The organism is Glutamicibacter arilaitensis Re117 (assembly GCF_000197735.1).
In the GTDB taxonomy this organism is placed as follows: domain Bacteria; phylum Actinomycetota; class Actinomycetes; order Actinomycetales; family Micrococcaceae; genus Glutamicibacter; species Glutamicibacter arilaitensis.
In genome coordinates, this window is the sequence record NC_014550.1 from 957,363 (window position 1) to 983,487 (window position 26,125).

18 protein-coding genes are annotated in these 26,125 nt (G+C 59.4%); 16 read left to right on the plus strand and 2 right to left on the minus strand.

Annotation, left to right across the window (positions count from 1 at the left end; translation table 11 throughout):
* Positions 1-159 precede the first annotated feature (159 nt).
* Genes AARI_RS18470 through AARI_RS04870 form a run of 10 tightly spaced genes read left to right on the plus strand, consistent with a single transcriptional unit; the run spans position 160 to position 17,061 of the window.
* The gene (locus AARI_RS18470) at positions 160-6,363 is read left to right on the plus strand and encodes an Ig-like domain-containing protein (RefSeq protein WP_013348216.1); all 6,204 of its coding nucleotides are present in this window, start codon (positions 160-162) and stop codon (positions 6,361-6,363) included.
* A gap of 52 nt (positions 6,364-6,415) precedes the next feature.
* Complete coding sequence (locus tag AARI_RS04835) at positions 6,416-7,426, plus strand: AAA family ATPase (protein ID WP_013348217.1); 1,011 nt, start codon at positions 6,416-6,418, stop codon at positions 7,424-7,426.
* Positions 7,426-8,745: a DUF58 domain-containing protein gene (locus AARI_RS04840; RefSeq protein WP_013348218.1), complete on the plus strand. Its 1,320-nt coding sequence runs from the start codon at positions 7,426-7,428 to the stop codon at positions 8,743-8,745. The genes AARI_RS04835 and AARI_RS04840 overlap by 1 nt, the downstream gene beginning before the upstream one ends.
* Positions 8,742-10,727, plus strand: coding sequence for a transglutaminase-like domain-containing protein (locus tag AARI_RS04845; protein ID WP_081461096.1), 1,986 nt, complete (start codon positions 8,742-8,744; stop codon positions 10,725-10,727). The genes AARI_RS04840 and AARI_RS04845 overlap by 4 nt, the downstream gene beginning before the upstream one ends.
* A complete protein-coding gene (locus AARI_RS18475) occupies positions 10,724-11,095 on the plus strand; it encodes a DUF4129 domain-containing protein (protein ID WP_049862568.1) in 372 nt (123 codons plus the stop codon). Before AARI_RS04845 ends, AARI_RS18475 begins: the two co-directional genes overlap by 4 nt.
* Positions 11,086-12,180 carry an RDD family protein gene (locus AARI_RS04850; protein ID WP_081461097.1) on the plus strand — a complete coding sequence of 365 codons (1,095 nt, stop codon included), beginning with the start codon at positions 11,086-11,088 and terminating at the stop codon, positions 12,178-12,180. Before AARI_RS18475 ends, AARI_RS04850 begins: the two co-directional genes overlap by 10 nt.
* A complete protein-coding gene (locus AARI_RS04855) occupies positions 12,177-13,004 on the plus strand; it encodes a PP2C family protein-serine/threonine phosphatase (protein WP_013348220.1) in 828 nt (275 codons plus the stop codon). The genes AARI_RS04850 and AARI_RS04855 overlap by 4 nt, the downstream gene beginning before the upstream one ends.
* Positions 13,001-14,794, plus strand: coding sequence for an FHA domain-containing protein (locus AARI_RS19595; protein ID WP_013348221.1), 1,794 nt, complete (start codon positions 13,001-13,003; stop codon positions 14,792-14,794). The genes AARI_RS04855 and AARI_RS19595 overlap by 4 nt, the downstream gene beginning before the upstream one ends.
* Complete coding sequence (locus AARI_RS04865; RefSeq protein WP_013348222.1) at positions 14,791-16,350, plus strand: serine/threonine-protein kinase; 1,560 nt, start codon at positions 14,791-14,793, stop codon at positions 16,348-16,350. The genes AARI_RS19595 and AARI_RS04865 overlap by 4 nt, the downstream gene beginning before the upstream one ends.
* 9 nt (positions 16,351-16,359) lie before the next feature.
* Complete coding sequence (locus AARI_RS04870) at positions 16,360-17,061, plus strand: FHA domain-containing protein (protein WP_013348223.1); 702 nt, start codon at positions 16,360-16,362, stop codon at positions 17,059-17,061.
* A gap of 85 nt (positions 17,062-17,146) precedes the next feature.
* Here AARI_RS04870 and AARI_RS04875 read toward each other — a convergent pair whose 3' ends face one another.
* Both AARI_RS04875 and AARI_RS04880 read right to left on the minus strand, forming a co-directional pair.
* A complete protein-coding gene (locus AARI_RS04875; RefSeq protein ID WP_013348224.1) occupies positions 17,147-17,365 on the minus strand; it encodes an acyl-CoA carboxylase subunit epsilon in 219 nt (72 codons plus the stop codon).
* A gap of 49 nt (positions 17,366-17,414) precedes the next feature.
* Positions 17,415-19,025, minus strand: coding sequence for an acyl-CoA carboxylase subunit beta (locus tag AARI_RS04880; RefSeq protein WP_013348225.1), 1,611 nt, complete (start codon positions 19,023-19,025; stop codon positions 17,415-17,417).
* Between the two features lie 196 nt (positions 19,026-19,221).
* Between AARI_RS04880 and AARI_RS04885 the strand changes: the two genes are divergently transcribed.
* From AARI_RS04885 to ligA, 6 genes are all read left to right on the plus strand, one after another.
* Positions 19,222-20,079, plus strand: a complete 858-nt coding sequence (locus AARI_RS04885; protein WP_013348226.1) for an SDR family oxidoreductase — start codon at positions 19,222-19,224, stop codon at positions 20,077-20,079.
* A 56-nt stretch (positions 20,080-20,135) separates the two neighbouring features.
* Positions 20,136-21,002, plus strand: a complete 867-nt coding sequence (locus AARI_RS04890; protein WP_013348227.1) for a biotin--[acetyl-CoA-carboxylase] ligase — start codon at positions 20,136-20,138, stop codon at positions 21,000-21,002.
* Between the two features lie 116 nt (positions 21,003-21,118).
* Complete coding sequence (locus AARI_RS04895) at positions 21,119-21,637, plus strand: hypothetical protein (RefSeq protein ID WP_157867096.1); 519 nt, start codon at positions 21,119-21,121, stop codon at positions 21,635-21,637.
* On the plus strand, positions 21,634-22,845 hold the full coding sequence (locus AARI_RS04900; protein WP_013348229.1) for an adenylate/guanylate cyclase domain-containing protein: 1,212 nt from the start codon (positions 21,634-21,636) through the stop codon (positions 22,843-22,845). The genes AARI_RS04895 and AARI_RS04900 overlap by 4 nt, the downstream gene beginning before the upstream one ends.
* Positions 22,845-23,801 (plus strand): PP2C family protein-serine/threonine phosphatase, encoded by a 957-nt coding sequence (locus AARI_RS18485; RefSeq protein WP_013348230.1) that lies wholly within the window; start codon positions 22,845-22,847, stop codon positions 23,799-23,801. Before AARI_RS04900 ends, AARI_RS18485 begins: the two co-directional genes overlap by 1 nt.
* A 47-nt stretch (positions 23,802-23,848) precedes the next feature.
* The gene (gene ligA / locus AARI_RS04910) at positions 23,849-26,125 is read left to right on the plus strand and encodes an NAD-dependent DNA ligase LigA (RefSeq protein ID WP_231849444.1); all 2,277 of its coding nucleotides are present in this window, start codon (positions 23,849-23,851) and stop codon (positions 26,123-26,125) included.

The window sequence follows — 26,125 nt, forward strand, 5'->3', positions numbered from 1 at the left end:
TATTGCGTCGGAGAAGTGCCTAGTCATTACCCATGGGGAGAAGTCTCCATGGCACAGGTTTTGTCAGTTCGTTAGAATTGGAAGGCGTTGGGTCCGAAAATGGGGAAATTGATCGGCTCGACGCGCACTCGTACTATCAAACCAAGGACTGACCTTTAGATGGCCAAAGCCGCTTCGACCGGATGGACTGGACTGCTTAAAAGCACCGGGTTCAAGGTGACTGCAATTCCTGTGGTGGCAGCACTTGCTGTCACCGGTGCCATCATTTACCCGGGATTCGAAACTGCTGACGTCGAGCTGAACGATGGTGGCGTTTGGGTAGTAAACCAGTCTGAAGGAAAAATCGGTCACGTCAATTACCAGTCGCGCACTATTGACGGCGGCGTTGCCACTCCGCTGGCCAACTATGACCTGGTGCAGCATGAAGAAAACGTACTGGTCCGCAACCTCGAGCAAGCGTCGCTGACCACGATTGACCCCTCGATGGTGCAGTTCGCCGGGGACAACAACTTGCCAGCGAACTCGTCCTTCTCCTTCGGTGCAGCTGTTGTGGCTGTCACCGACGCAGAACACGGTACGGTGCACGCCAGCAACCTCGATCAAATTGCCGACTTCAAAGGTGAAGGCGCCGAACCGCTGATCGAATCCAAGGGTGAAGTTGCCGCCGTGGTTGGCGCTGACGACAGCATCTGGGCCGCAGATATGGCCGCCGGAACACTCTCCAACTTCGCTTTGGATGATGATGGCGCAGCAGAACTGACTCTGGAAATTGAAGTACCTGAACTTGTTGGCATGAAAGAGCCGCAGCTTTCGGCAGTGGGCACCATCGGTGTGGTCTTTGATGCCTCAAGTGGTGAGCTGATCACTTCCGAAGGCGATTCGGCAAGCATTGAAAACCCGGCCAACGCCAAGATCCAGTCCCCGGGCCCGGAAACTCAAAAAGTTGCTATTGCGCTGGATCAGTCGCTGGCAACGGTCAGCCTGTCCGGCAAGGATATTAATTACGAACAGCTGGAAACCGCTGGCACCCCAATCCAGCCGGTACGCGTAGGCAGCTGCACCTATGCAGCCTGGCAGACCAGTGGCGAGTACCTGCGCTTCTGCGATGACCCCGGCAATAACCAAAGCACCAAGATCCCAGAGATGTCAGAAGGGGCAGAACTTGCCTTCCGGGTTAATCGAGACGTAGTCGTGCTCAACGATGTGCATTCGGGCCAGGTCTGGCTGGCCAATGAAGGCATGGAGATCGTGAGCAACTGGAGCGATCTGGAACCGCCGGCGGGCGAGGGTGAAGCAAAGGAAGAAGAAACCAAGGAAATCACCGACGCCATCGAGCTGCCTAACCGCACCGAGGAGAACAAGAAGCCGATCGCTGAAGACGACACCTACTCGGTACGTCCCGGACGCACCACTTTGTTGCCGGTGCTCTATAACGATGTGGATCCAGACGGAGATCTGCTCACTGCCAAGCTGGAAGGCGCGGAACCTTCCATAGGCACAGTGCAACCGGTCCATGACGACACCGGATTCCAGATTGTGGTTCCCGAAGACGCCAAGGGCGGCGCGAGCTTTGTCTACACCACCAAGGACGGACGTGGGGGACAGGACACCGCCTCCGTCAAGCTGAACGTTGTCGACGAAAAGACCAACAAGGCCCCAGAGCAGCAGCGCACCACCGTGCTTCGTGTCCAGCAAGGCGAATCGGTAAGCCAGAACCTGCTCACCGACTGGACCGATGCCGAAGGCGATGACCTGCGTCTGCTTGGCGGGACCTCCGAAGGCGATGATGTGATCCGCGTGCAGCCCGATGGCACCTTGACTTTCCAAGACGACGGAAAGAAATTGGGCCAGAAAGAATTGGCCATCCAGGTTTCCGACGGCCAAGAAGGCACCAAAGGACGAGTCCTGGTTGAGGTCCTGGCCGACACCACCGTCAAGCCAGTCACCGCCGCTGATCACGTGGTAGCCAATATCAATGAATCCGTGAGCTTCTCCCCGCTGGAAAATGACACGGATCCCACCGGTGACGGGCTGCGTCTTGCCGGAGTCGATGATGTTCCCGGTCTGGAATTGAAGACCAACGCACAGACCGGTACCGTGACCGCCCGCGCTGAACGCGCGGGAACCTACTACGTCGAATACATGGCCACCAATGGTCCGGCCAGCGCCCCGGGCCTAGCCCGCATTGACATCAAGAAAACGGAAGAAAAAGCCGAAGATCCCATCGCAGTCCGCGACGTAGCGCTATTGCCTGCCGGCCAGGATGTACTGGTCAACGTGCTGGGCAACGATACCGACCCGGCCGGTGGGGTACTGGTGGTCACCGGCGTGCAAAGCGCCAGCGACAAGCCGTTCACCACCTCGGTAGAACGCAATACCTTTGTGCGCGTCACCGACGTGCGCGGACTGACCGACCCGACCACCATCAGCTACACGGTCTCCAACGGCAGCCGTGAAGCAACCGGTTCCATTCGCGTCATTCCGATTCCGGCACCGCCACGCATGGACCCGCCGCAAGCCAACCCGGATACCGTGACCGTGCGCGAAAACGACGTAGCCACCGTTAAGGTCCTGGAAAACGACATCCACCCCAACGGTGCCGAACTGATTCTGCGTCCAGAGCTGGAAGAAGCAGATGACCTGGGTGAAGGATCCTTGATCTCGGTTGCTGATGAAACCATTCGTTTCCGCGCCGGAGACTTCGGAGGCAAGGCCAAGCAGGTCTCCGCGGTGTACACCGTGGCAGGACCGGACGGCCAGGAAACCAGTGCCAGCATCACCTTCAACGTCCAGCCAGAGGCAGAAGCCAACGACCTGGAAAAGAACAGCCCACCGAATCCAGAACCAGTCACCGGACGCGTCTTCGCCGGATCCAGCACCAACGTGCTGATTCCCATCGATGCCATCGACCCTGACGGCGACTCGGTGTCCCTGGTCCAATTCGGAGATTCACCCCGCATGGGCACAGCGAAGATCAGTGGTGCTTCCATCGACTACACCGCGAATGCCGATGCCTCGGGCACCGATGAATTCAGCTACGTCGTAGAAGACCGCTTGGGCGCGCGAGCAACCGGCACCATCAAGATCGGTGTGGCACCGCTTGCCGAGTCCAATAACTCGCCAGTCGCAGTTAATGACTTCCTGACCGTGCGTCCCAACCGTCCGGTAGCCGTAGATGTGATGGACAATGACACCGACCCAGATGGCGACCCCATTGCACTGATGAGTGAAGTTTCCACCGAATCCAGTGCAGATGTGGAAGTTGTCGACGGCAGGGTTACGCTGACCTCGCCGCCAGAAGACGGCAACATTTCGGTGCGCTACATGATCTCTGATGGCCGTGGCGGCACCGCCGCGGGCACGCTGAGCATCAAATCTGATCCTGAGGCCCAGTTGCTGGCCCCAATCGCCCGCGATGACCGCGTTTCCTTGGAAGAAATCATTGGCGATGAGCAGGTCAACGTAGACATCCTGCGCAATGATGAAGACCCTGATGGCAGCACCAGCGAACTGGAAATCACCCTGCCGGATAATCCGCAGACCGCGCAAGTCTCCGAAGATGGCCTGGCGATCACTGCCACTGAAGACGCGCAGATCATTGCCTACACCCTGACCGACCCCGACGAATTGACCTCGACAGCTTTCGTGCACGTGCCGGGAACGGCCGGGGCACGGCCAATCCTGCGCAGCGGATTGAACCTGCAGGTTGAAGCCGGGCAGGAGCTGCCGCTGGATCTGAACGATCTGGTGCTGGTGCGCGAAGGCCACAGCCCGCGTTTGACCACCGAAGAATCGGTGAGCTCCATGCCGCAAAACGACGGTGAACTGGTCAAGTCCGCGACCGAGCTTTCCTTCAAGGCGCCGATTGATTTCGACGGCTCGGCTACCGTGAGCTTTGAAGTGACCGATGGCACCGGCCCCGACGACGACAAGGGATTGAAATCCAAGCTGACCCTGCCAATCAATGTCACCCCGGCTCCGCGCAGCCAGGAGACTGAGGACCGCCAGAACCAGAACGAGGAAGGCCAGCCTGAGGAAGAAGAGGAAGAAGAACAGGAAGAAGAAGAGGAAGAGCAGCCAGAGGAAGAGAACTTCGCTCCGACCCTGCAAGCGAATTCCTTGGCTGTAGGCCAGGGCGAGGAACCAGCGTTCCTCGACCTGCGGATGGCGGCCAATGATGCCAATGAGGAAGACGTGCAGAATCTTGAATTCGCCATCGCCTCCGTGGACATCCAAGGCGTGCAAGCCGAACTGGTTGAAGGCCACAGCCTGAAAGTCAGCGCCGAAGCCTCCACGCCGAAGGGCACCACCGGAACCGTGACCGTCACCGTGAGCGACGGAGTCAACCCGCCGGTTCCAGCAGCCATGAACATCACCGTGACCGGATCGGTCCGCGAGCTGCCTGTGGCCGTCGCCGATAACGTCGCCGATGCCGCCCAGGGCAAGACCGAAGTTGTCGACGTGTTGGCCAATGACCACAACCCTTACGCCGATGAAGGTCCGCTGCGCCTGATCAACGCCCGCGCAATGGAAAACACCGGTGAGGTGAAGAAGACCGGCGATAAGATCGCGATTACCCCGAATGATGATTTCGTGGGCACCATGCGGGTGGAATACACCATTGGAGATGTCACCGAAGACGTGGCACGCAATGTCATCGGTACGGTAACGCTGAACGTGAAGGGCGCACCTCGAGCCCCGGGCTTGCCACGCGTGCAGTCCACCGGGGACCAGAAAGTGGTCCTGCAATGGGATCCGCCAGCCAATAACGGCTCCAGCATTACCCACTACACGGTGAGCGGCGGCGGGCACACCCAGCAGTGCGCCACCACGACTTGCACCATCACGCCGCTGACCAATGACACCGTGTACAACTTCACGGTGACAGCGACCAACGAGATCGGTGAATCGCCAGCTTCGGCGCAGTCAGCTGATGCCCGGCCAGATGTGGAACCGGAACAGCCAGCGGCCCCGACGGGCACCGATGGAGACCAGCAGGCGGCCTTCAAATGGACCGCCCCGGTCAGCCGCGGTTCGGCCATCCAGAGCTACACCCTGGAAATCTCCCCGGCTCCGGCCAACGGCGTCACCCAGATTACCGGCATCACCGGCACTTCCTACACCTGGAAGGGCCTGAAAAATGGTACCGACTACCAGGTGCGCGTACGCGCGGTGAATAAGGCGTCCAAGCCGTCGGCCTACAGCGCCTACTCGGCTGCGGTAACCCCGGCCGGCAAGCCCTTCAAGCCTTCGGCCCCGACGGCAGTGCGCAAGGAATCAGCGGTGGATGGCGGCGTAGTCAACGTCGCGTGGAACGCCCCGGGCACCAATGGTGCACCTATTACCGGCTACACCCTGCGCGTATTCAAATCAGGAACTCTGGAAAAAACCATCGGTTCAATTCCGGCTAACCAGACCAGCCAGTCGGTGACCGGCCTGAGCACGTCGGGTTCCTATACCTTCAGCATTGCAGCCAGCAACCGCAAGGGCCGCTCGGAACAGAGCTCCAAGTCAGTGGCCGTGACCCCGTATGGGCGTCCGAAGGCAGTTTCCAGCGTGAGTGCCACAGCCACCGGTGCCAACCGCATGGTGAAGCTGAATTTCGAGGCTCCAACGGCCAATGGCTCGAAAATTACCGGATACCAGTATTCCACCGATGGGGGCGGATGGAACTCCTTCGGCGGGCCCGGAGCGGTAATCGACACCGGTTCCAACGGCACCGCGCACACCTGGCGGGTGCGTGCGCTGAACGCTGCCGGGGCAGGTACTGCCAGCCCTGCCAGCAACAAGACCAGTGCCTACGGTCCGCTGCGCGATAATGCGAAGATCTCCTCTTCGCATGGCAAGGACTGGATTGCCTTCAGCTGGAACCAGAACGCTGGTGAATCCAACGGGCGCACCGTGACTCAAACGGTGAAAATCGGCGGATCAAAGACCAAGAATGATGGATCCGAGAAGGTGACTGGTCTGGGCTACTCCACCAGCCGAACCATCAAGATCGTGGCTACTGATACGGAGGGCCAGAGCAAGTCCTGGTCCAAGACCGATAAGACCGATCCGAAGCCAGCACGTTCGGTGATCCTGAGCAAGGGGCCGCTGTACAACGGCTATTCGAATTCCACCTGCCCGCCGAACTGCTACAAGTACCATGTGGAACTCTACGACTTCACCCCTGGCACGTACACCTATCTGGCAACCTGCCATCATTCCGGTGGCCAGTTCTCCCAGGACCATTACCTGAGCTTCACCATCAACGGCCAGGGCCGGGCCTCGAAGGACCTGCCATGCGTTGTGGAACCTGGGTACGCGGAACCGTACTTCGCAAGAATCGACGGCACCGAATCCAACCGGACCACCTTCTAACCACGCATTTTCCAAGCAATTGAGCAGTACGCATAGAAAGAACTTGACGCACATGACCATGAGCACCGAGCAGGCCACCTGGTTCTGCGATACCTTCGCCAAATTGGTGTCCAACGTCGGCCAGTCCGTGCTGGGCAAGGAACAGGCCATCAAGCTGGTGCTAGCGGCCATGCTCACCGAGGGCCATGTGCTGCTGGAAGACGCCCCGGGCACCGGCAAGACCATGCTGGCCCGTTCGCTGGCTGCCACCGTGCAGGGAAGCAACTCGCGTATCCAGTTCACCCCGGATCTCTTGCCTTCTGACGTCACGGGCATCACCATCTATGACCAGCGCAGCGGGCAGTTCGACTTCCACCACGGACCGATTTTCGCCAACCTCGTGCTGGCCGATGAAATCAACCGTGCGTCGCCAAAGACCCAGTCAGCCTTGCTGGAAGTCATGGAAGAAGGCCGGGTTACCGTCGATGGAACCACCTACCCGCAAGCCCGCCCGTTCATGGTCATCGCGACCCAGAACCCAATTGAGCAGGCCGGCACCTACCGGCTGCCAGAAGCACAGCTGGACCGCTTCCTGATCAAGACCTCCATCGGCTACCCGGACCGCGAAGCGACCGTGGCCTTGCTCTCGGGCAGCGCCCAGCGAGATCGCTCGGCGGCACTGAAGCCGATCATCACCACCGAAGCAGTGGTGGAAATGGCGCAGCTAGCCGCCACCGTGCACGTGGATACCGCCGTCCTGGAATACGTGGCAGCCCTGTGCGAAGCAACCCGCGAGGTTTCCGAAACCCGCCTGGGCGTCTCGGTGCGCGGAGCACTGGCAATGGTTCGTGCTGCGAAGGTATGGGCCGCCAGCCAGGGCCGCAACTATGTGCTGCCCGATGACATCAAGGAATTGGCTCCGCACATCTTCACCCACCGCCTGGTGCTGGACCCCGAAGCAGAATTCACCGGCACTACCGCCACCCAAGTAATCTCCTCGGTCCTGCGCAAGGTTCCTGCACCTACCCGCCGAGGTAGCGAAGAGTCCTCGCCAGTTGCTGGCAAGGACCAGGACGAGCGTTAATGAACCGAAGAGCAAAGCGTTCTACACGGAGCACCAAGCTGAACCGCAGGGCCGAAAAATCGCTGACCATGGCCGGTGAGGTACTGGAGGTACTGCGCGAGTACTTGCGCCCGGCCATGTCCCGCGCCAAGGAATTCAATTCCCGCTCCCTCGCCCCGATTACCTCGGTTCTATCTCCGCTGGGCTTCGTGCTGCTGGGTACCGCGGTTCTCTTGTGGATCCTCGGCGCCAGTTTCGGCTGGCAGGAAGCCCTGCTTGGCGCCTTCATGGCCAGCTTGCTGCTGGTGGCCTCGGTCGGATTCATCCTGGGCCGCAGTGAATTCAGCGTGGAGCTGGACCTGCACCGCACGCGTGTGGCTGTGGGGGACCGGGCCGTTGGCGCGTTGCAGGTGCAGAACAAGGCCTCGCGCAGTTCGGCTCCAGCCATGATGGAACTTCCGGTAGGCCACGGTGCCGCCCAATTCCGGATTCCTCGCTTGGATTCCCAAGAAATCCACGAAGACTTGTTCACCATCCCAACCCAGCGCCGGCAGGTACTGGACGTGGGACCGGTGCGTTCGGTGCGCCAGGATCCCTTCGCGATTCTGCGCCGCCAAGTGAAATGGACCGACAGCTACGAGCTGTTCATCCACCCGCGCACCACTGCCTTGGCAGGTTCCTCGGCCGGATTCATCCGGGACCTCGAAGGGATGCCCACCTCGGACCTGTCCAACTCAGATGTTTCCTTCCACGCCCTGCGTGAATACCAGTCAGGCGATGACCGCCGGCATATCCACTGGAAGTCTTCGGCGCGAACCGGTGAACTGATGGTCCGCCAATTCGAAGAGACCCGGCGCTCGCACCTGGCCCTGAGCTTGAGCACCAACCTGGAAGAGTACAGCCAGCAGCACGCCGAAGAGGATTTCGAGCTTGCCGTCTCAGTTGCCGCGTCCATCGGCCAACAGGCCGTGGCCGAACAGCGCAAGCTGGCCATCCTCACCCAGCAAGGTCCGGTACGTACCGAAAGCGGCCGGATGATGATGGACGGGCTGACCCGCATAGAAGCAGCTGCCAGCCTGCGCGAAAACCTGGTTGATGTAGTGCGCCACACCGCGGACACTGTCCCCGGAGCTTCGGTGATTTTCTTCCTGACCGGCACCGGAACCAGCGCGAAAGCGCTGCGCGAAGCGTGGATGCACGTGCCATCCGGTGTGCGCGCGATTGCCATTCGGTGCGAGAGCGGCACTGAGCCGACCCGTTCGAGCATTGGCGAACTGACGGTGCTGAGCCTGGGCAAGCTCGATGAGCTTGGCCTGATGCTGCGAAAGGCCGTGGCATGAAACAGGCTATGCCTTTATGGCGATTCGGCGTTGACGCGGCCTGCCTGGGGTTGGCCTTGGTCCTGGGAGCGCTGGGACTTTGGGAAGCCTATGGCGCGAGCCTGAACTTCACCCTGGCTGCCGTCGGCGGCATCGTCGCTGGGCTGGCATTGGCCTGGGCCAACGTGTACTTCAAATGGGGTACCTGGCGGACTTTGGGCATCTTCGCCCTGATTTACCTGGTGCTTGGTACGCCGTTGGCGACACCACGCGAAGCGGCCCTCGGCATCCTGCCTACCGGCCAATCGCTGCGGACCTTGCTGACTGGCCTGATCTTCAGCTGGAAAGACATGCTGACCGTGGCACCACCGGTAGGTTCATACGGTGGCGTGCTGATTGTGGCTTTCCTGTCAGCCCTGCTGACTGCGCTGCTGGCAGGCTTGGCCGCATGGCATCTGCGCTCGCCGTATTGGACGCTGTTGCCGCTACTGGCAATGTTCGTTCTGGGCATCGTCTTTGGCACCCGTGATGTGCCGATGCCTATCGCCCGCGGTGTTGCCCTGATTTCCGTATTGGTCGGCTGGTTGGCCTGGCGCCGGTTCATGTCCACGCGCATAACTGGCGACTTCAGCTCGTTGAACCATGAGCAGCTTGGTTCCCAGGGCAGCCAGCAACTGTTGCTGCGCCGTGTCGTTGCCGGCGCCTTGGTGCTCACCGGTGCCGGCGTGGTGACCGCGGCAGCCACTCCGCTGCTGGCTCCGGAGACCCCGCGCCAGGTTTTGCGTGATGCACTGGAACCACCGGTGGATCTCTATGATTATCCAAGCCCGCTGACACGTTTCCGCATGTATGTGAAAACGATGGCTGATGACACCTTGCTGACCGTCAAGGGGCTGCCGAAGGATGAACGCATCCGCTTGGCCGCTTTGGATTCCTATAACGGCATGGTCATCAACGTGGATCCAGCTGCCGGTGGCAGTTTCGCCCCGGTGGGCGATGCCAGCGACATTCGTTCAGCTGACACCGGTCAGGACCGCACCTCTGCGGAACTTGAAATCTCAATCCAAGACTATGACGGCGTGTGGGTTCCGTCCGGCGGCAAGCTCATGGGCCTTGAACTGACCGGGGGCCGGGAAGATGAACTGGCCCGCTCCCTGTTCTACAGCGATACCTCCGAAAGCGCCTTGAGCTCGATTGGATTGGGCAAGGGAGATGCCTACACGGCCAAGGTTCTTTTCCCTCAAAAGCCAAGCGATGAACAGCTCGCCGATCTTGATTTCGAGCAGTTCCGCATGCCTCAACTAGCCAATGTGCCAGCCATCGCGGGAGCGAAAGCCGCTGAATTCACCGGTTCGGCACGTGGAGATCTGCAGCGGGTGCGAAGCATTGAGTCCATGCTTTCGGGCACCGGGTACTTCTCGAATGGCGCCGAAGGCCAAGTCCCTTCACTTTCCGGGCATGGCGCAGGACGAATCACCAGTTTGCTCGATGCAGAGCAGATGATTGGCGATGACGAGCAGTATGCGGTGGCGATGGCCTTGATGGCTCGTGAACAGGGAATTCCTGCCCGTGTAGTCATGGGCTTCTATCCAGAGAAGTACGCTCCGCAGGAAACCGTTGAGATCAAGGGCTCGGATGTCCATGCCTGGGTGGAGATCGCTTTTGAAGATATCGGCTGGGTTGCTTTCAACCCGACTCCGGATGAAGACGAGCAGCCCACCCCGCCAGAGCAGGAGCCCAAGGCTGTACCTCAGCCGCAGGTGCTGCAACCGCCTCCGCCGGGGCAGGAAGAGGCTGATTTGCCTCCGCAGACTGCACCGGAACCGCAGGAAGTAGAAGAGGAACCGCAGACCTTCTGGGAACGCTGGGGACAGGTCATTATCATCGCCTGCATTTCGCTGGGCTCGGTGCTGCTGTTGCTCTCGCCGTTGCTGTTGGTTGCCTTGCTGAAGCTTCGCCCCGCAAGAAACGTGCCAAGAACGGAACCAATGGTGAGCGCATGAGCGGTGGCTGGCAGGAAATGCTCAGCCATGCCACTGATCACCGCATCGCGACCCTGAACGGTGCGACCCGCAGGGAAAATGCTAGCGTGCTAGCTGATGGTTTCCCTGCGCTGGCACTGCCGGTACAGTCCTTGGCACAGCGTGCAGATGCTGCGAACTTCTCAAATGAGGAACCAACGGACGAGCAAGTGAAGAAGTATTGGGAAGATGTCATCGCGCATACCCAGAACATGCAAGAACCGCTAGGATTCTTCGGCAAGATGCGCGTGAAGTATTCACCACGCTCACTGATTCATGAACTAGCAGCTAAAACCGCCACGACGGCACGAACATTGCAACGGAAAAACAGGAGTAAGCCATGGCAGTAAAAATGGACCTGGTAGATGCCCGCACTACGCAGCGACTGGTCTCGTGGCTCATTGATTTCCTGCCGGTGCTGATCCTCTCGGTGATCTTCTTGCCGATGATCGCATCCGAAATGATGAAGTCGTTGAGCACCGACCAGGTCGTGGGCGAGGTGGCCGGAACCTATTTCCTGTATGGAGCACTGACCTTGGCGTACACGATTTTCTTGTGGTGGTGGGAAGCTACGGCGGGCAAGACCTTGGGCAATGCGCTGCTTGGGCTGCGCACCACCACCGTTGCAGGTGAGCGGCCGGGCTGGGGCAAGACTATTATTCGCCGCTTGCTGATTGCAGTTGCAGGAATTGTGCCAATCCTCGGATCGGTATTGGTAGTGATTTCGAATCATTTCGATGAGAACGGCAAGAAGCAAGGCTGGCACGATAAAGCTGCCGGGACTTTGGTGCTGGATATCAAGGCGGGCAGAGATCCTCTGACTACCGGTGGTAGCGCAGGACCAGCGTCTTTCGCTCCTGAACAGCAATATGCCCCGGGCCGTCGCTTTGTTGGTGAGCCTGAAGAGCAAAGCCAGTCTTCAAGTGTCATTGATTCGGTGCCTGGAGCGGCGCGCACCAATGCTCCTCAGGTGCAGAAGGTCGCCAGGCCTCGTCCGGTTGCGAAACCGAAGCCGAAGGCGAAGATCGTGGTGGTTTCCCCGTCCAAAGCTGATGCGGACCCGGATGCAGATCTAGGCCATACCCAGATTCGTTCTGAGGCACCTGAGGCACTGCATTTGCTCTTTGACGATAGCCAGTGCCTTGAAGTCTCGAACAGCATCTTGCTGGGACGCAATCCGTCTTACGCAGATGGGGATATCGGAGTTCATTTGGTTGCGGTGGATGATCCGGAACGAACCGTGTCCAAAACGCATCTGCTGATCCAGCCAGGCGTTGACAGCGTCTGGGTTACCGACCGGGATTCAGGCAATGGATCCAGCATTGTCGATAAGGACGGAAATGTCCGTGAACTGGTACCGGGCAAGCCGGAACAGGCGATGGCTGGCCATGTGGTCTATTTCGGTGACCGCTACTTCCAGGTGGAGCGACCGTGACTGATCTTTCTCCCGGGGTTAGCCTCGGATTTATCCACGGACAGGCAACTGACCGTGGACTGCGCCGAACCTTGAATGAAGACAGCCTGCTGGCCTCCGAACGCTTGCTGGCTATCGCAGACGGCATGGGCGGTCATGAGGCTGGCGATATCGCGAGCGCACTTTGCCTGAAGATCCTGGGCGACGGTTTTCAACAGGCAGGCGCCCATCTCGATCCGCAGAGCCTGGACACCCTGTTGATCGAAGCCGACCGCAACATTGTGGAAGCAGGGTCCGGCCGAGCTGGTACCACGCTCACCGGAGCACTGCTGATCGATGCCAGCAGCATTGAGGACGAGCCAGTAGAACAACCGCAGCTGCTGGTGTTCAACGTGGGGGATTCGCGCACTTATCTATGGGCCCAAGGCATACTTCAGCAAGTCAGTGTCGACCATTCCGAAGTGCAGGAATTGATGGATATCGGCCAGCTGGATGCCGCGCAGGCAGCTACCCATCCGCGCCGCCACGTGATCACCCGCGCATTGGGGATCAACGCTGATAACCGTCCCGATTATTGGATGGTGCCCTTGAGCGGGTGCGAACGAATCCTGGTCTGTTCAGATGGGTTGAGCAGTGAAATTGGGGATAGCGCGATCCAGGAAGTCCTCGCGCATTTTCCTGATCCGCAACAAGCCGCCGAAGAACTTGTCCAAGCTGCACTGGACTCCGGGGGACGCGATAACATCAGCGTCATTGTCGCTGATGTGCAATATGGGCATCCCGATGACGTTGGCATCACCGTCCCACGCATAACGACCACGAGTCACCAAGAGGAGAAATCATGAACAGCCTGCGTTACCTTCCCGGAGACTGGTACGCCTTGGTCAATGACGAACATATCGTCTTGCTGCCGGCAAACACCAGTGCCGAACAAATCAACGGGCTGTGGACCAAGCTTGCGGGAACTACGACGGTCGAAGCCCTGCTTTCGGAGCTGCTATCGATGTATCAGATGAACATCGCCGCACTGCCAAATTTCGCACTAGTATCTCGTGACAGCGCCCCGCATTTGGTGCTCCGTGGTGCCCTAGAATTTGCCGCCCAGAGTGCCGCAGGGGTTGAAGAAATCAGCGGTGCGGGTGTCACAACTTGGACAGAACGAAAACTCGGTGAGGCGACGTCGTGGACTTTGCGCACTGGTTCGGCGAATCTTGAAGTCGCCTTTGCGCTGCCAATTGGTTCCGGAATCGTGCGAGTCTCCAGCTTGAGTTGGGGCACCGCAAATGGCTCCAAGGCAGGGGGCCCTGCCGATGCTGCAAGCACCGAATCCGGCGCCGAACCGCAGAAACCAACGGTTGCTACGCCAAAGACGGCTGAACCTGATAAACCGGCGGCTGCTCCTGCTATCGCCAAGACTGCTGAACCTGCGAAGGCTCCTGCGCCGGCTGCTAAACCGGCTGCTGTTGCTCCTGCGCCGACTGCTAAACCGGCTGCTGTTGCTCCTGCTGCTAAGCCAGCTGAGCCCGCGAAGGCTCCTGCGCCGGCTGCTAAACCGGCTGCTGTTGCTCCTGCTGCTAAGCCAGCTGAGCCCGCGAAGGCTCCTGCGCCGGCTGCTAAACCGGCTGCTGTTGCTCCTGCCGCTAAGCCGGCTGCTGCTCCCGCACCGGCTGCTAAACCGGCTGCTGCTCCTGCCGCTAAGCCTGTTGTTGCCCCGGCAACAACTGCAGCCAAGCCTGCCGAAGCTCCTAAAGCACCAGCACCGGCAACGGCGCCAGAGAAGAAGGCAGAAGCTCCAAAGAGTGCATCTGATGTACTGGCTAGGGCTGCTAAGGCTGCAGAGGCTGCTAACGCCCCGAGCTATAACGAAGATTCCGAAATAACCCAGGATCCACGGCAATATGAGCAGGAAGCCTATTCAGAAGAATTCTCACTGGCCGGGCAATTGCTCGGCGCCAGAGGTGCAGCAGAAACTGAATACGCCACCAACGACGGCGATGATCTGGAAACGATTATCAAGCCACGTCCGGCAGCTGTCGCTGCAGCGTATCCGGTTGAATCAGCAGATGACGAGCACACCATCATCCGTGGCTCCAGCGTCCCCAAAACGGACACCTCTTCAAGCCTGGATGCCAAGGACGGAACCGAGAATTCGGTATCCCTGAATGAATTTATATTGGCTCGTTCTTGCTCCAAGCAACACCCCAACCCTCCAACTTCCTCGACCTGCCGCGAGTGCGGCGAGCGACTATCCGGTCAGGCTCAGCAGGTTCGCAAACCGTCCATGGGCCGCATGATTGTCAGCGACCACGGTGGCGCCCGCGAATTTGCCCATGAACTGAACCGATCGGTGATCCTTGGACGCCAGCCCAACGCTGCAGCACTTAAATCCGATAAGGAACCGCGCTTGCTGCAGGTCGAGAGCCCTAGCGGTGACATTTCCCGTTCGCACCTGTGCGTGCGTGTGGAGGGCTGGCATGTGCAGCTGGTTGACCTTGGCGCGACCAACAGCACGGTGCTGCTGCGTGAAGGACAGCGGCCACGCCGCTTGTCCCGACACCAGGAGATCATGCTGATCAACGGGGATGTGGCTGATTTGGGTGATGGCGTGAGCATACGCTTTGAGGACCTGCCGTGAGCAAACGGCGCGCGCCCGCTGAGGCTCCGCAGATTCCGGGATTCACCTACGTCAAGCCACTAGGCACTGGCGGATTTTCCGATGTCTATTTATACGAACAGCACCGCCCTAACCGGCAAGTAGCGGTCAAGGTGCTGTTGGCAGATGTCAGTGAAGAAGAAGCTCGCCAACAATTCGAGACTGAAGCTAACTTGATGGCTCAGCTGTCCACGCATCCGTATATTGTCACGATCTACCAAGCGGAGATCACGCAAGACGGGCGGTCCTATTTGGCCATGGAATATTGTTCCAGGCCGTCCTTGGATGCCCGCTACCGTCGGGGTGTGCTGAGCATTGACGAAACGCTGTCCTTGGCGATCCAGCTGTGCTCTGCGGTGCATACAGCGCACCTTGCCGGCATTGTGCATCGGGATATCAAGCCGGCAAACGTGCTGACCACCGACTACAACAGACCGGCACTGACCGACTTCGGAATCTCCGGAACTATCGGTTCACATACCGCCGGTCTCTCGGTGCCGTGGTCCGCTCCGGAGGCATTCGGCGACGGCATGGCTCCCGGAGTGCGCATGGATGTTTACTCCCTAGGTGCCACGATCTATACGGTTTTGGCCGGTCACTCGCCCTTCGTACGCCCAGGACAGGACAATTCGCAGGCCGTGCTCATCGAGCGCATTTGCAATACACCGTTGAAACCACTGGAACGGCTGGACGTTCCCGACTCGCTGAATCAAGCACTGGCCGCATCGATGGCGAAGAACCCGGCTTCGCGCTTCGGCTCAGCAGCCGAGCTGGCCCGGTCCTTGCAGCGGATCCAGATCGAGTTGGGCTTCTCGGTCACGCCCTTCGAAATACTCGAAGAACCCAGCGAATCCGCCGATGAACAGAATGGTGAAACCACCCGGGTGCGCAGCGTGACCTCGATCAGCGATGCGCAGCGCCCATTATCTGGTGGCCCGCTGATTTCCTTCGTCCCCGGACAACGTCCGCAGCAGGAACAACCGCCACTGCCGGCACCGCAGCAGCAAGTACGTGAACGATTCCAATCGGCATCCGTAAAGGAAAATGAATCCCGAGATGATTCAGCTTCGCCAGCCGAAGCGCCGGCAACACCCAATACACGGCAGAGCTTGCCGAAGATTTTCATCGCTGTGGGCGCTGTACTGGTTCTCTTGATTGGAGGCGCCGCCATTGCCAACCAATACCTGCTTGAGCCAGAGTCCACACAGCGTTCAGGCCCACCCATCACCGCAACGAACGAGCCTAAGGATGCCATAGTAGGCGGAACTGTGCCTATGGTGGATAACTTTGCATTCTCCACGGTGGGGGAGACGGTAACTTTCCGTTGGTCCAACCCGGAACCGAACCAGGGCGACCACTACCGGTGGGCACATATCACAGCCACAGAAACCGGAAAATTCGAGCAGACCACGTCTCCAAGTGCTACCACCAGCATTGGTGAAGGCGGCCAAACCTGTATTGAGGTCAAACTTGTTCGAGATGATGGACGCATCTCGGATGGGGCACGGTTCTGCACCCCTGCAGGTTCAGGAAAGTAGGGACGGAAAATGGCTGAAGTAACTATCGAATATTGTGGGCAGCACTATCCTGTCCATGACGCCAAGCCCTTCACCATTGGACGCGAAGGGGACCTGGCCATTGACGACAACCCCTATCTGCACCGGCGCTTCTTGACCATTACGAAGCAGAACGGGCTGTGGTGGTTGAATAATGTGGGCAGCCGCCTGACCGCGACAATTGCGGACCGAACCGGTGGATTGCAGGCATGGCTTTCACCCGACTCGAGTTTGCCGCTGGTGCTCAATCGCGTAGCGGTGGTCTTCACTGCTGGCCCGACCACCTATGAGCTGTCGGTGCATGTTGCTCAGCCAGCCTTCAGGCAGGCCTCCCCGGAATACGATGACTCGGGCGAAACTACCATCGGCCCGGTGCTGCTGACCCGCTCCCAACGTGCCTTGGTTGTGGCCTTGGCTGAACCGATGCTGCGCCGTGACGGTACAGGTTTGAGCTCAATACCCACCAGTGCCGCCGCGGCCGCTCGGCTGGGATGGGGAATTACAAAGTTCAATCGAAAACTCGACAACGTCTGCGACAAATTGGACAAGGCCGGCGTAGTTGGGCTGCGTGGAGGTCCTGGAAACCTGGCTACCAACCGCAAGGCCCGGCTCGTGGAGCATGCCGTGAGCTCGCATCTGGTGACCCGTGCGGATTTGGCCGTTTTGGACAGTGAAGTGCTGGACGAAGACTAAATGCCAAGGCACTAGAACAAAAAGCAATGGCTCGGAAAAGTATTCCTTCGAGGAATCTTTTCCGAGCCGTTGCTCTTAGGCAGCTTTAGCGCCGGCCGATAGTCCAGCCCAGACGCGGGGCCAGAGCCCTGCGACGGCGGATCCGCGCTACGCGCTTCTTGGGTTCAACGGTCTCTGGTTCTGCAGCCGGAGCGTTGCCCATGGCGGCGAGCAGAGCAGTTACCACCGCTAGTTCTTCATCACTAGGGTTTCCCTTGGTGACACGAATCTGCGGGGCAACAGGCAAAGCAGTGTTCTGTTCCATTGGCGTGCTCCTTGCGATGCTTTAGTAAGTGTCCGTTTGCTCCTGCTGCTTACAGCGGGATGTTGCCGTGCTTCTTCGGCGGCAAGGTCGCGTGCTTCTCGCGCAATGCACGCAGCCCGCGAACCAGCTGGAAGCGGGTTTCGCTCGGTGCGATGACCGCATCCACGTAACCCAGCTCAGCTGCCTGATAAGGGTTGAGCAGTTCGGCCTCGTAGTCGTCGATGATCTGCTTGCGGCGTGCCTCGACGTCTCCGCCTTCGGCTTCCACTGCGGCCAGATCGCGGCGGTAGAGGATATTTACCGCACCCTGGGCGCCCATCACGCCGATCTGCGCGGTAGGCCAAGCCAGGTTGAGATCCGCGCCCAGCTTCTTCGAGCCCATCACGATGTACGCGCCGCCATAGGCCTTGCGGGTGATCACGGTCAGCTTCGGCACGGTGGCCTCAGCGTAGGCGTAGAGCAGCTTCGCGCCGCGGCGGATGATGCCCTGGAATTCCTGGTCCTTGCCGGGCAGGAAGCCGGGCACGTCCACGAAAGTGAGGATCGGGATGTTGAAGGCGTCGCAGTTGCGCACGAAGCGCGCGGCCTTTTCCGAAGCCGCGATGTCCAATGTGCCGGCGAACTGCATTGGCTGGTTGGCCACGATGCCCACGGTACGTCCTTCGACACGGGCATAGCCGATCATGACGTTGGGTGCATACAGGGACTGCATCTCGAAGAAGTGCGCGTCATCCACAATGGATTCGATAATAGTGCGCATGTCATAAGGCTGGTTGGCCGAATCCGGGATCAGCGTATCGAGTTCCAGATCATCTGCGGTGATCTCCAGCTCTTCGTCGAACTCAGCGATCAGCGGATCGGCGAGGTTCGAGGAAGGCAGGAAGTCCAGCAAGTCCTTGCAGAAATCGATGGCGTCTTCTTCATCGGAAGCCAGGTAGGTAGCGGTACCGGTGTTGGCGTTGTGCTGGCGCGCGCCGCCCAAGGTTTCCATGTCGATTTCTTCGCCGGTGACGGTCTTGATGACGTCCGGTCCGGTGATGAACATGTGGCTGGTTTTGTCCACCATGATCACGTAATCGGTCAGTGCAGGGGAGTACGCCGCACCGCCGGCCGAAGGGCCCATGATCAGCGAGATCTGCGGGACTACACCGGAGGCGTGCACGTTGTTCCGGAAGATATCGGCGAACATGGCAAGCGAAGCCACGCCCTCCTGGATGCGGGCGCCGCCGCCATCCAAGATGCCGACTACCGGGCAGCCGTTGCGCAGCGCGAATTCCTGGACCTTGACGATTTTCTCGCCGTTGACCTGGGACAGGGAGCCGCCGTAGACGGTGAAGTCCTGCGAGTAGACGGCCACCAGGCGGCCATCGACGGTGCCGTAGCCGGAGACCAGGCCGTCGCCCAGCGGCTTCTTCTTCTCCATGCCGAAAGCGGTGGAGCGGTGGACTGCGAGGGCATCGAACTCGACGAAGGAGTCCTCGTCCATGAGCATTTCAATGCGTTCGCGGGCAGTGTGCTTGCCGCGGGAGTGCTGCTTTTCAATCGCTGCTTCGCCACTTGGTGCTTCGGAGAGCTTCTGGCGGCGGCGGAACTCAGCAAGCTTTCCGGCGGTGGTGGACAGGTCGATTGACTCGGCTGCCTCGGTTCTGCCCTGCGTCATGCCTTCGACTCCCTCGAGTTGTCTTCAATGTGTAGGAATGGCACAAAGAAAAATGCCATCCAAGCCAGTCTAGCTGGGCAAACAGCTCCAATGTTTGTAGGAACCTTACAAAGTGGCCCAGAATCTGGTGCGAGGCACGCCAGAATAAGTTACTGAACGGTAGCTTAGTGGCGGATCATCGCGTAATCTATATCACATGACTAGTGAATCGCGTACTCATATCGCACCTGAACCTGGAAACCTTAAAGGCCGCACTATTTTGATGAGCGGCGGCAGCCGCGGCATCGGCTTGGCCATTGCTCTTGCTGCTGCCAAGCAGGGCGCCAATCTGGTGCTGCTCTCCAAGACCGATACACCTCATCCGACTTTGGAAGGGACCATCCACACCGCTGTGGAGCAGATCAACGCCGCTGGCGGCAAAGGGATGGCCGTAGTTGGAGACGTTCGCGAGGACGCAGACGTGCAGCGCGCGGTTCAAGAAGCGGTAGTGAAATTCGGTGGCATCGATATCGTCGTCAACAATGCCTCGGCCATCAATCTGGCCAAGACCGACCAGGTAGACATGAAACGCTATGACCTGATGCAGGACATCAATGTCCGCGGTACGTTCCTGCTGTCCAAGACGGCACTGCCATACCTGCGCGACTCTGCGCACGCTCATATCCTCACTCTCTCGCCTCCCTTGAACCTCGATCCAAAATGGGCCGGGCAGCACCTTGCCTACACCATGGCCAAGTACGGCATGTCGCTCACTACCCTCGGCCTGGCTGAAGAACTGAAAGACGAGGGTGTTGGCGTGAATTCGCTCTGGCCAGAAACCCTGATTGATACAGCCGCCATCCGAAACCTGCCCGGCGGGCAGCAGATGGTCCAGGGAGCCCGCGACGCCTCGGTGGTCGCAGATGCTGCCATGGCCATTCTTGCAAGCCCACCAGCAGGCGTCAGCGGCAACTTCTTCACCGACGGCCAGGTGCTTACCCTGGCCGGTGAAACGAACCTGGAAAAGTACACCCTGAATCCAGAAGTCCCACTGGTCCAGGACATCTTCCTCTAAGTCGGAAGCCAGATCCGCCACGCGTAATATACGGTCGGTGCCATAGGGTTGGAAGCATGGAAAACCCGCATGGCACCGACCGCGCAGTGATCGATTCCCAACTTTTCACCAAGCTCACCGCTGAGTTGGGATTGGGATTGGTGGCGCTCAAGAAAACTTCCGGCTCCACCAACACCGAGCTGGCGCAGCTGGCCAGCACCGGAGAAGCCGGGCACCTGAGCGTGTACTTCACCGAGCACCAGCAAGCGGGCAAAGGCCGGCTGGGTCGAGAATGGGTGACTCCGGAGGGATCCTCGCTCACCCTCAGCGTCCTCGTCGCGCCCGGGGCGGGTTTCCCTGCCCAATCCTTGTCCTGGTACACCATGTTGGCAGCACTCGCATGGAGCCGGGCCGCTGAAAATATCTCCGGCGTTAAGCTGGGCATCAAGTGGCCCAATGATCTGTTGGCCGGTGAGCAGAAAGTCTGCGGCATCCTGGCCCAGATGGTTCCCACCGGAGATAGCTACGCAGTGGTGGTGGGCACCGGCGTAAATGTGAACCAAGAGCGAAAAGAGCTTCCGGTCCCTACCGCAACCTCTTTGCGCCTGGCCGGCGCCAAGGACCTCAACCGGACCGTGCTGCTTGCTGAGTATTTAAAGCAATTTGCCGCCTTGGATCAGAGTTTCCGCCAAGTTGCGGGCGTTGCACAGATGCCGTTGCCGGGAAATGGCGGCAAATCCTTGCTTGAGCTCGTAAGTGAAAAACTGGTCACACTGGGGCATGAAGTACGCGTGGAATTCCCTGATGGTTCCACGCTCGTTGGCAACGCGGTGCAATTGGGTTCCGATGGCTCGTTGGTTTTGGAGTACGGTGCCGGAGAGCGAAAGCACGTGCTTGCCGGAGATGTGCACCATGTGCGGCGCGCCGACGGAAAGTATGCCTAAGCGGTCTTGGGCATTGACCCGGGACTATTATTGAAAATGCTGACCGAAGCATGGAGCCTAGAACAGGAGGGGCGAGGAACACCGCGATGAAGTTGCCGTTGCATGAGAGGGAACGAGTGATTATCAAAACTCGCGAACATTCCCGAGTGTTGCGGCAGCCTGTGGGCGCATTCCTCTTCCTGACCGCCCTGTGCGCTTTCTGCCTGGGATATCTTTCGCGTGATGATCTCTCCGAATGGCTAGCAGCCAATGCTGATGTGTGGATGATCGTTTCAGTAGTCCTATGGGCCGCACTGGTGCTCATTTGGAGTGTCATTCCGTGGGCGCGGTGGTTGCGCAGCCAAATTGTGCTGACCACCGAACGAATCATGTTCCGACCCACGTACAACGATGGCAAGCTGCAATCTGTAGGATTATTTACAGTTCGAGACTTGGTTGCACATACCAAGGCGAAAAACGCGATGACGCGTGCAGGAACCTTGGACATTGTGCTCAATCAGGGATACGTGAGATTGGCACATGTTCCATCGGTACCGTATTTCCGTTCGCTGGCAATGGATGCGATGACGAACCTGCGCAGCAACCAGCATGTGGCGTACACCGAAACGACGAACAGTGAGGGCATGGGGGCATGAGCACCGAGCACACCAATACACCCCGAGCAGACTCTCCGCAGTCAGCCGCGGAGGCTGTCCGTGGCGCCAGGCAGCACCCTCCCGTAGCGACCCCTGCCGAATCGGACCCTATTCTGGAACTGGCCCAGGCCATGGAAGGCCCGCTGCGCATTCCAGCTCACACACCAGATGCCGTGCGCGATACCGTCGCTTCGCTGGAACGGCGGCTGATCGGTGGCCAACGCGAATTCCGCCGTCGCGAGGTAGCCTCCGAAGCCGGAGTCTCCTTGCACTCGGCACGCAAGCTGTGGCGCGCCATCGGCTTCCCGGAGCTGAGCGACGATGAAGTGTTCTTCACCCAGGCAGACAAGGAAGCGCTGGGAACCATGGTGGGCATGGTCCGTGAGGGCAAGCTGACCGAGGAAACCGCGATCTCATTGATGCGTTCGGTCGGCCAGATGACTGACCGCATGGTGGTCTGGCAGATTGAAGCCCTGGTCGAGGACATGATCGCCAACCAGAACATGTCGGACCGGCAAGCACGCCGCCAGCTGTTCAGCTTGCTTCCAGAAATCATTCCAGCCATTGAAGACCTGTTGCTCTACTCGTGGCGACGTCAGCTGAACTCTGCAGTGCACCGCATGGCCTTGCGCGTGGAAACTGGTGTGGCCGCCTACCAGCAAGACAGTGGCGAATCAGATGGCGGCACCCCGCTGCCATTGGCCCGTGCAGTGGGCTTTGCTGATTTGGTCTCCTACACCTCGCTTTCGCGCCGGATGAACGAACGCACCCTGGCTCAGCTGGTGCAGCGCTTTGAGGCCAAGTGCGCAGAAATCATCTCGGTTGGCGGTGGACGGCTGGTCAAGACCATCGGCGATGAAGTGCTCTATGTGGCAGAAACTCCGCAGGCCGGTGCCCAGATTGCGTTGTCGCTCTCGCGCGAACTGGCAAAGGATGAAATGTTCCCGCAGACTCGCGGCGCCGTGGTCTGGGGACGTCTGCTTTCCCGTCTTGGCGACATCTACGGCCCAACGGTGAATATGGCCGCTCGCCTGACATCCTTGGCAGAACCGGGTAGTGTGCTTACCGATGCGATTACCGCAAATACCCTGCGCAATGATGCACGCTTTGTGCTCACCGCCCAGGAAATTACCGCGGTACGCGGCTTTGGAGACATTCAACCCTATGAACTCTCCGCAGGTGAAGGAGAAGGGTTGGTGATCGACTAGTGAGCAAAGAACCAGCGCCGGTTCCATTCATTCTGGCCGCGGCAGGACTCACGGATGTGGGCCGGAAGCGAACAGAAAACCAGGACCGAATCCTGATGCATGACATCGTGTACGCGGTGGCTGACGGCATGGGCGGACACGAAGCAGGTGAAGTGGCCAGCCAGCTCGCAGTTGAAACCATGCAGGAGATCTGCGTTTTCGCCAATAAGACCTCGGTGCGGAAACTACCCACCGTGCCAGACGTCCAGCGCCAGGTGCAGCTGGCCGATGACCGAATCCGCGAAGCCCTTGAATCCCGGGGTGGAACCACCCTGTGCGCCCTGGTGCAGATCAAAACCCCAGGCAAGAGCCGTGACAGCGTCACAGCTCCCTTGGCCGCGGTACCGCCATGGACCTCAAGCTTCGCGATGACTCAGAACACCGATGTCATTTCCAAGATCACTCCGCAAATGCTGGAGCACCACCGTGCCAATCTGGCCCCGGCTACCGAGCCGATCACGGTGGTCACCGAAGAAATCCCGAGCTTGCTTCTGGTCAATGTGGGTGACTCGCGCGGATACCGCCTGCGTGATGGCGCACTGCAGCAGCTGACTCGGGACCACTCCGCCGTGCAGGAAATGGTTGACGCCGGACAGATCACCGAGTTGGAAGCCCGCAACCACCCGCATCGGAACCTGATTACCCGCGCACTTGGCGCAGGCGCTGAAAGCCAGCCCGATGTCACCGTCCTGCATCCACGCATTGGCGACCGCTACATGCTGTGCAGCGACGGATTATCTGGCGAGCTGACCGAAGATATTCTGCAGACCTTGCTGGTGAACTACAAGGACCGCGCTGACGCGGCCCGGGTTTTGACCGGGGCAGCACTGGAAGCAGGCGGCCGTGACAATATTGCGGTGATCGTCATCGACGTGCTGGCAACGCCGAGCGTGGAAACTGACGCACCGGAGAACTAGTAGTGCAAGCCAGCTAATCAGTGCTCCGGTGGGGCACAATTGAATACGTGAGTGAAAAAGACGTAGCACCAGTTGAGACCACCAACGTTCCGCCAGAGGCTGATAAGACCCGCTATGATCAGCTGGTCGAGCAGATCCGTGCGCACCGCGATGCGTACTATCAAAACGATGCTCCGCTGGTCTCTGACGTGGAATACGACGCGCTATTCCACGAGCTGCAACTGCTTGAAGCAACCTATCCCATCCTGGCCGGCCAGGACTCACCCACTCAAGAAGTCGGCGGTGAAGTTTCTGCAGCCTTCGCCTCGGTGACCCATGCCAGCCGCATGTATTCGCTGGAAGATGTTTTCTCGCTTGATGAACTCGAAGCTTGGCTAGAACGTGCCCAGGCCAATGCCGAACGACTGCACCCGCAGACACCGGTCAGGTGGCTGTGCGAGGTCAAGATCGATGGACTGGCGCTGAACCTGACCTATCGAGATGGCAAGCTGGTTCGCGCAGCGACCCGTGGCGATGGAACCACCGGTGAAGATGTCACCCACAATGCGCTGACCATCAGCGATATCCCGCAGCAGCTGGAAGGTTCGGGATGGCCCGCAGAATTCGAGGTCCGCGGCGAAGTTTTCATCGCCACCGAGGACTTCAACAAGTTCAACGAAGCTTTGATTGCCCAGGGCAAGGCACCACTGGCCAACCCGCGCAATGCCGCCGCAGGATCCCTGCGCCAGAAAGATCCAGCACAGACCGCCAAGCGTCCCTTGCGCATGTTCGTACATGGCCTAGGACGCAGCCGCGACTTCAAGCTGACTGAGCAATCGCAGGCCTATGAACTGATGCGTGGCTGGGGGCTGCCTGTTTCGCCTTACGGACGCGTTGTGGACAGCCGTCAGGCAGCCAAGGACTACATCGCCGAACACGGCGAGAAACGCCACGATCTGATCCACGATATCGACGGTATCGTGATCAAGGTCGATGACCTGGCTACCCAGGAACAGCTGGGCTACACCTCGCGTGTTCCACGCTGGGCCGTGGCCTACAAGTACCCGCCAGAGGAAGTGCACACCAAGCTGCTGGACATCCAGGTCCAGGTCGGACGTACCGGCCGTGTCACGCCCTTCGGCGTGATGGAACCGGTCCTTGTTGCCGGCTCAACCGTTGCCCGTGCGACCTTGCACAATCAGGAAGTCGTCAAGGCCAAGAACGTGAAAATCGGTGACACCATCATCCTGCGCAAGGCTGGTGACGTGATCCCGGAAATCGTGGGCCCGGTACTTCCATTGCGTGAAGGCAACGATGAGCTGCGCGATTTCATCATGCCTACCGAATGCCCTTCTTGCGGCCAGCCTTTGGCTCCGGCCAAGGAAGGCGACGTGGATATCCGTTGCCTCAATGCGGAGTCCTGCCCGGCACAGCTGACCGAGCGCGTGGCGTACCTTGGCGGACGCAGCGCCCTGGATATCGAGGCGTTGGGATATGAGGCCGCCGCTGCACTGACCAGTGGCCCTGGCGAAGACCCTGCGACGCTGGGCGGAATCATCTTGCCTGCCGGACCTGGACCGCTGAAGAATGAAGCAGAGCTGTTCAACCTCAAGGACAAGCTCGAAGAGCTCGGCGAGGTGAAGGTCTGGCGCGAAAAGCGGGTCAAGGGCGAAGGCACAGGAAAATTCGAGCTGGTCCCGTACTTCTATTCCAAGGCCACCGCTAAGAAGCCATCGGCACCGACCAAGAGCACCATGAAGCTGCTCGATGAGTTGGAAAAGGCCAAGGACAACCCGCTGTGGCGAGTCTTGGTAGCCCTGTCCATACGCCATGTCGGCCCCAATGCCTCGCGGGCCATCGCTACTCGGTACGGTTCCATGGACGCCTTGCTCGAGGTGCTGGACTCGGGCAATGCCGAAGCTGAACTCAGCGAAATCGACTCAGTCGGGTCGATTATCGCTGAAGCACTGGTGGACTGGTTCAAGGTGGATTGGCACCGTGAAATTGTCGCTTCGTGGCAGGCCGCCGGGGTCAAGATGCAAGACGAGCAAGACGAGAACATCACCAAGAACCTCGAAGGCTTGGCTATCGTGGTGACCGGAACGTTGGAAAATTACTCGCGTGATACCGCTAAAGAAGCCATTATTGTGCGCGGAGGCAAGGCGACCGGTAGTGTCTCGAAGAAGACCGATTTCTTGGTCGCTGGCGAAGCAGCCGGCTCAAAACTTGATAAGGCGCAGTCCCTGGGCGTTCCAGTATTGGATGAAGCTGGTTTCGGCGTCCTGCTGGAACAAGGTCCTGACGCAGCGCGCGAGGTAGCACTCGCCGCACCAACGGAAGGGTAG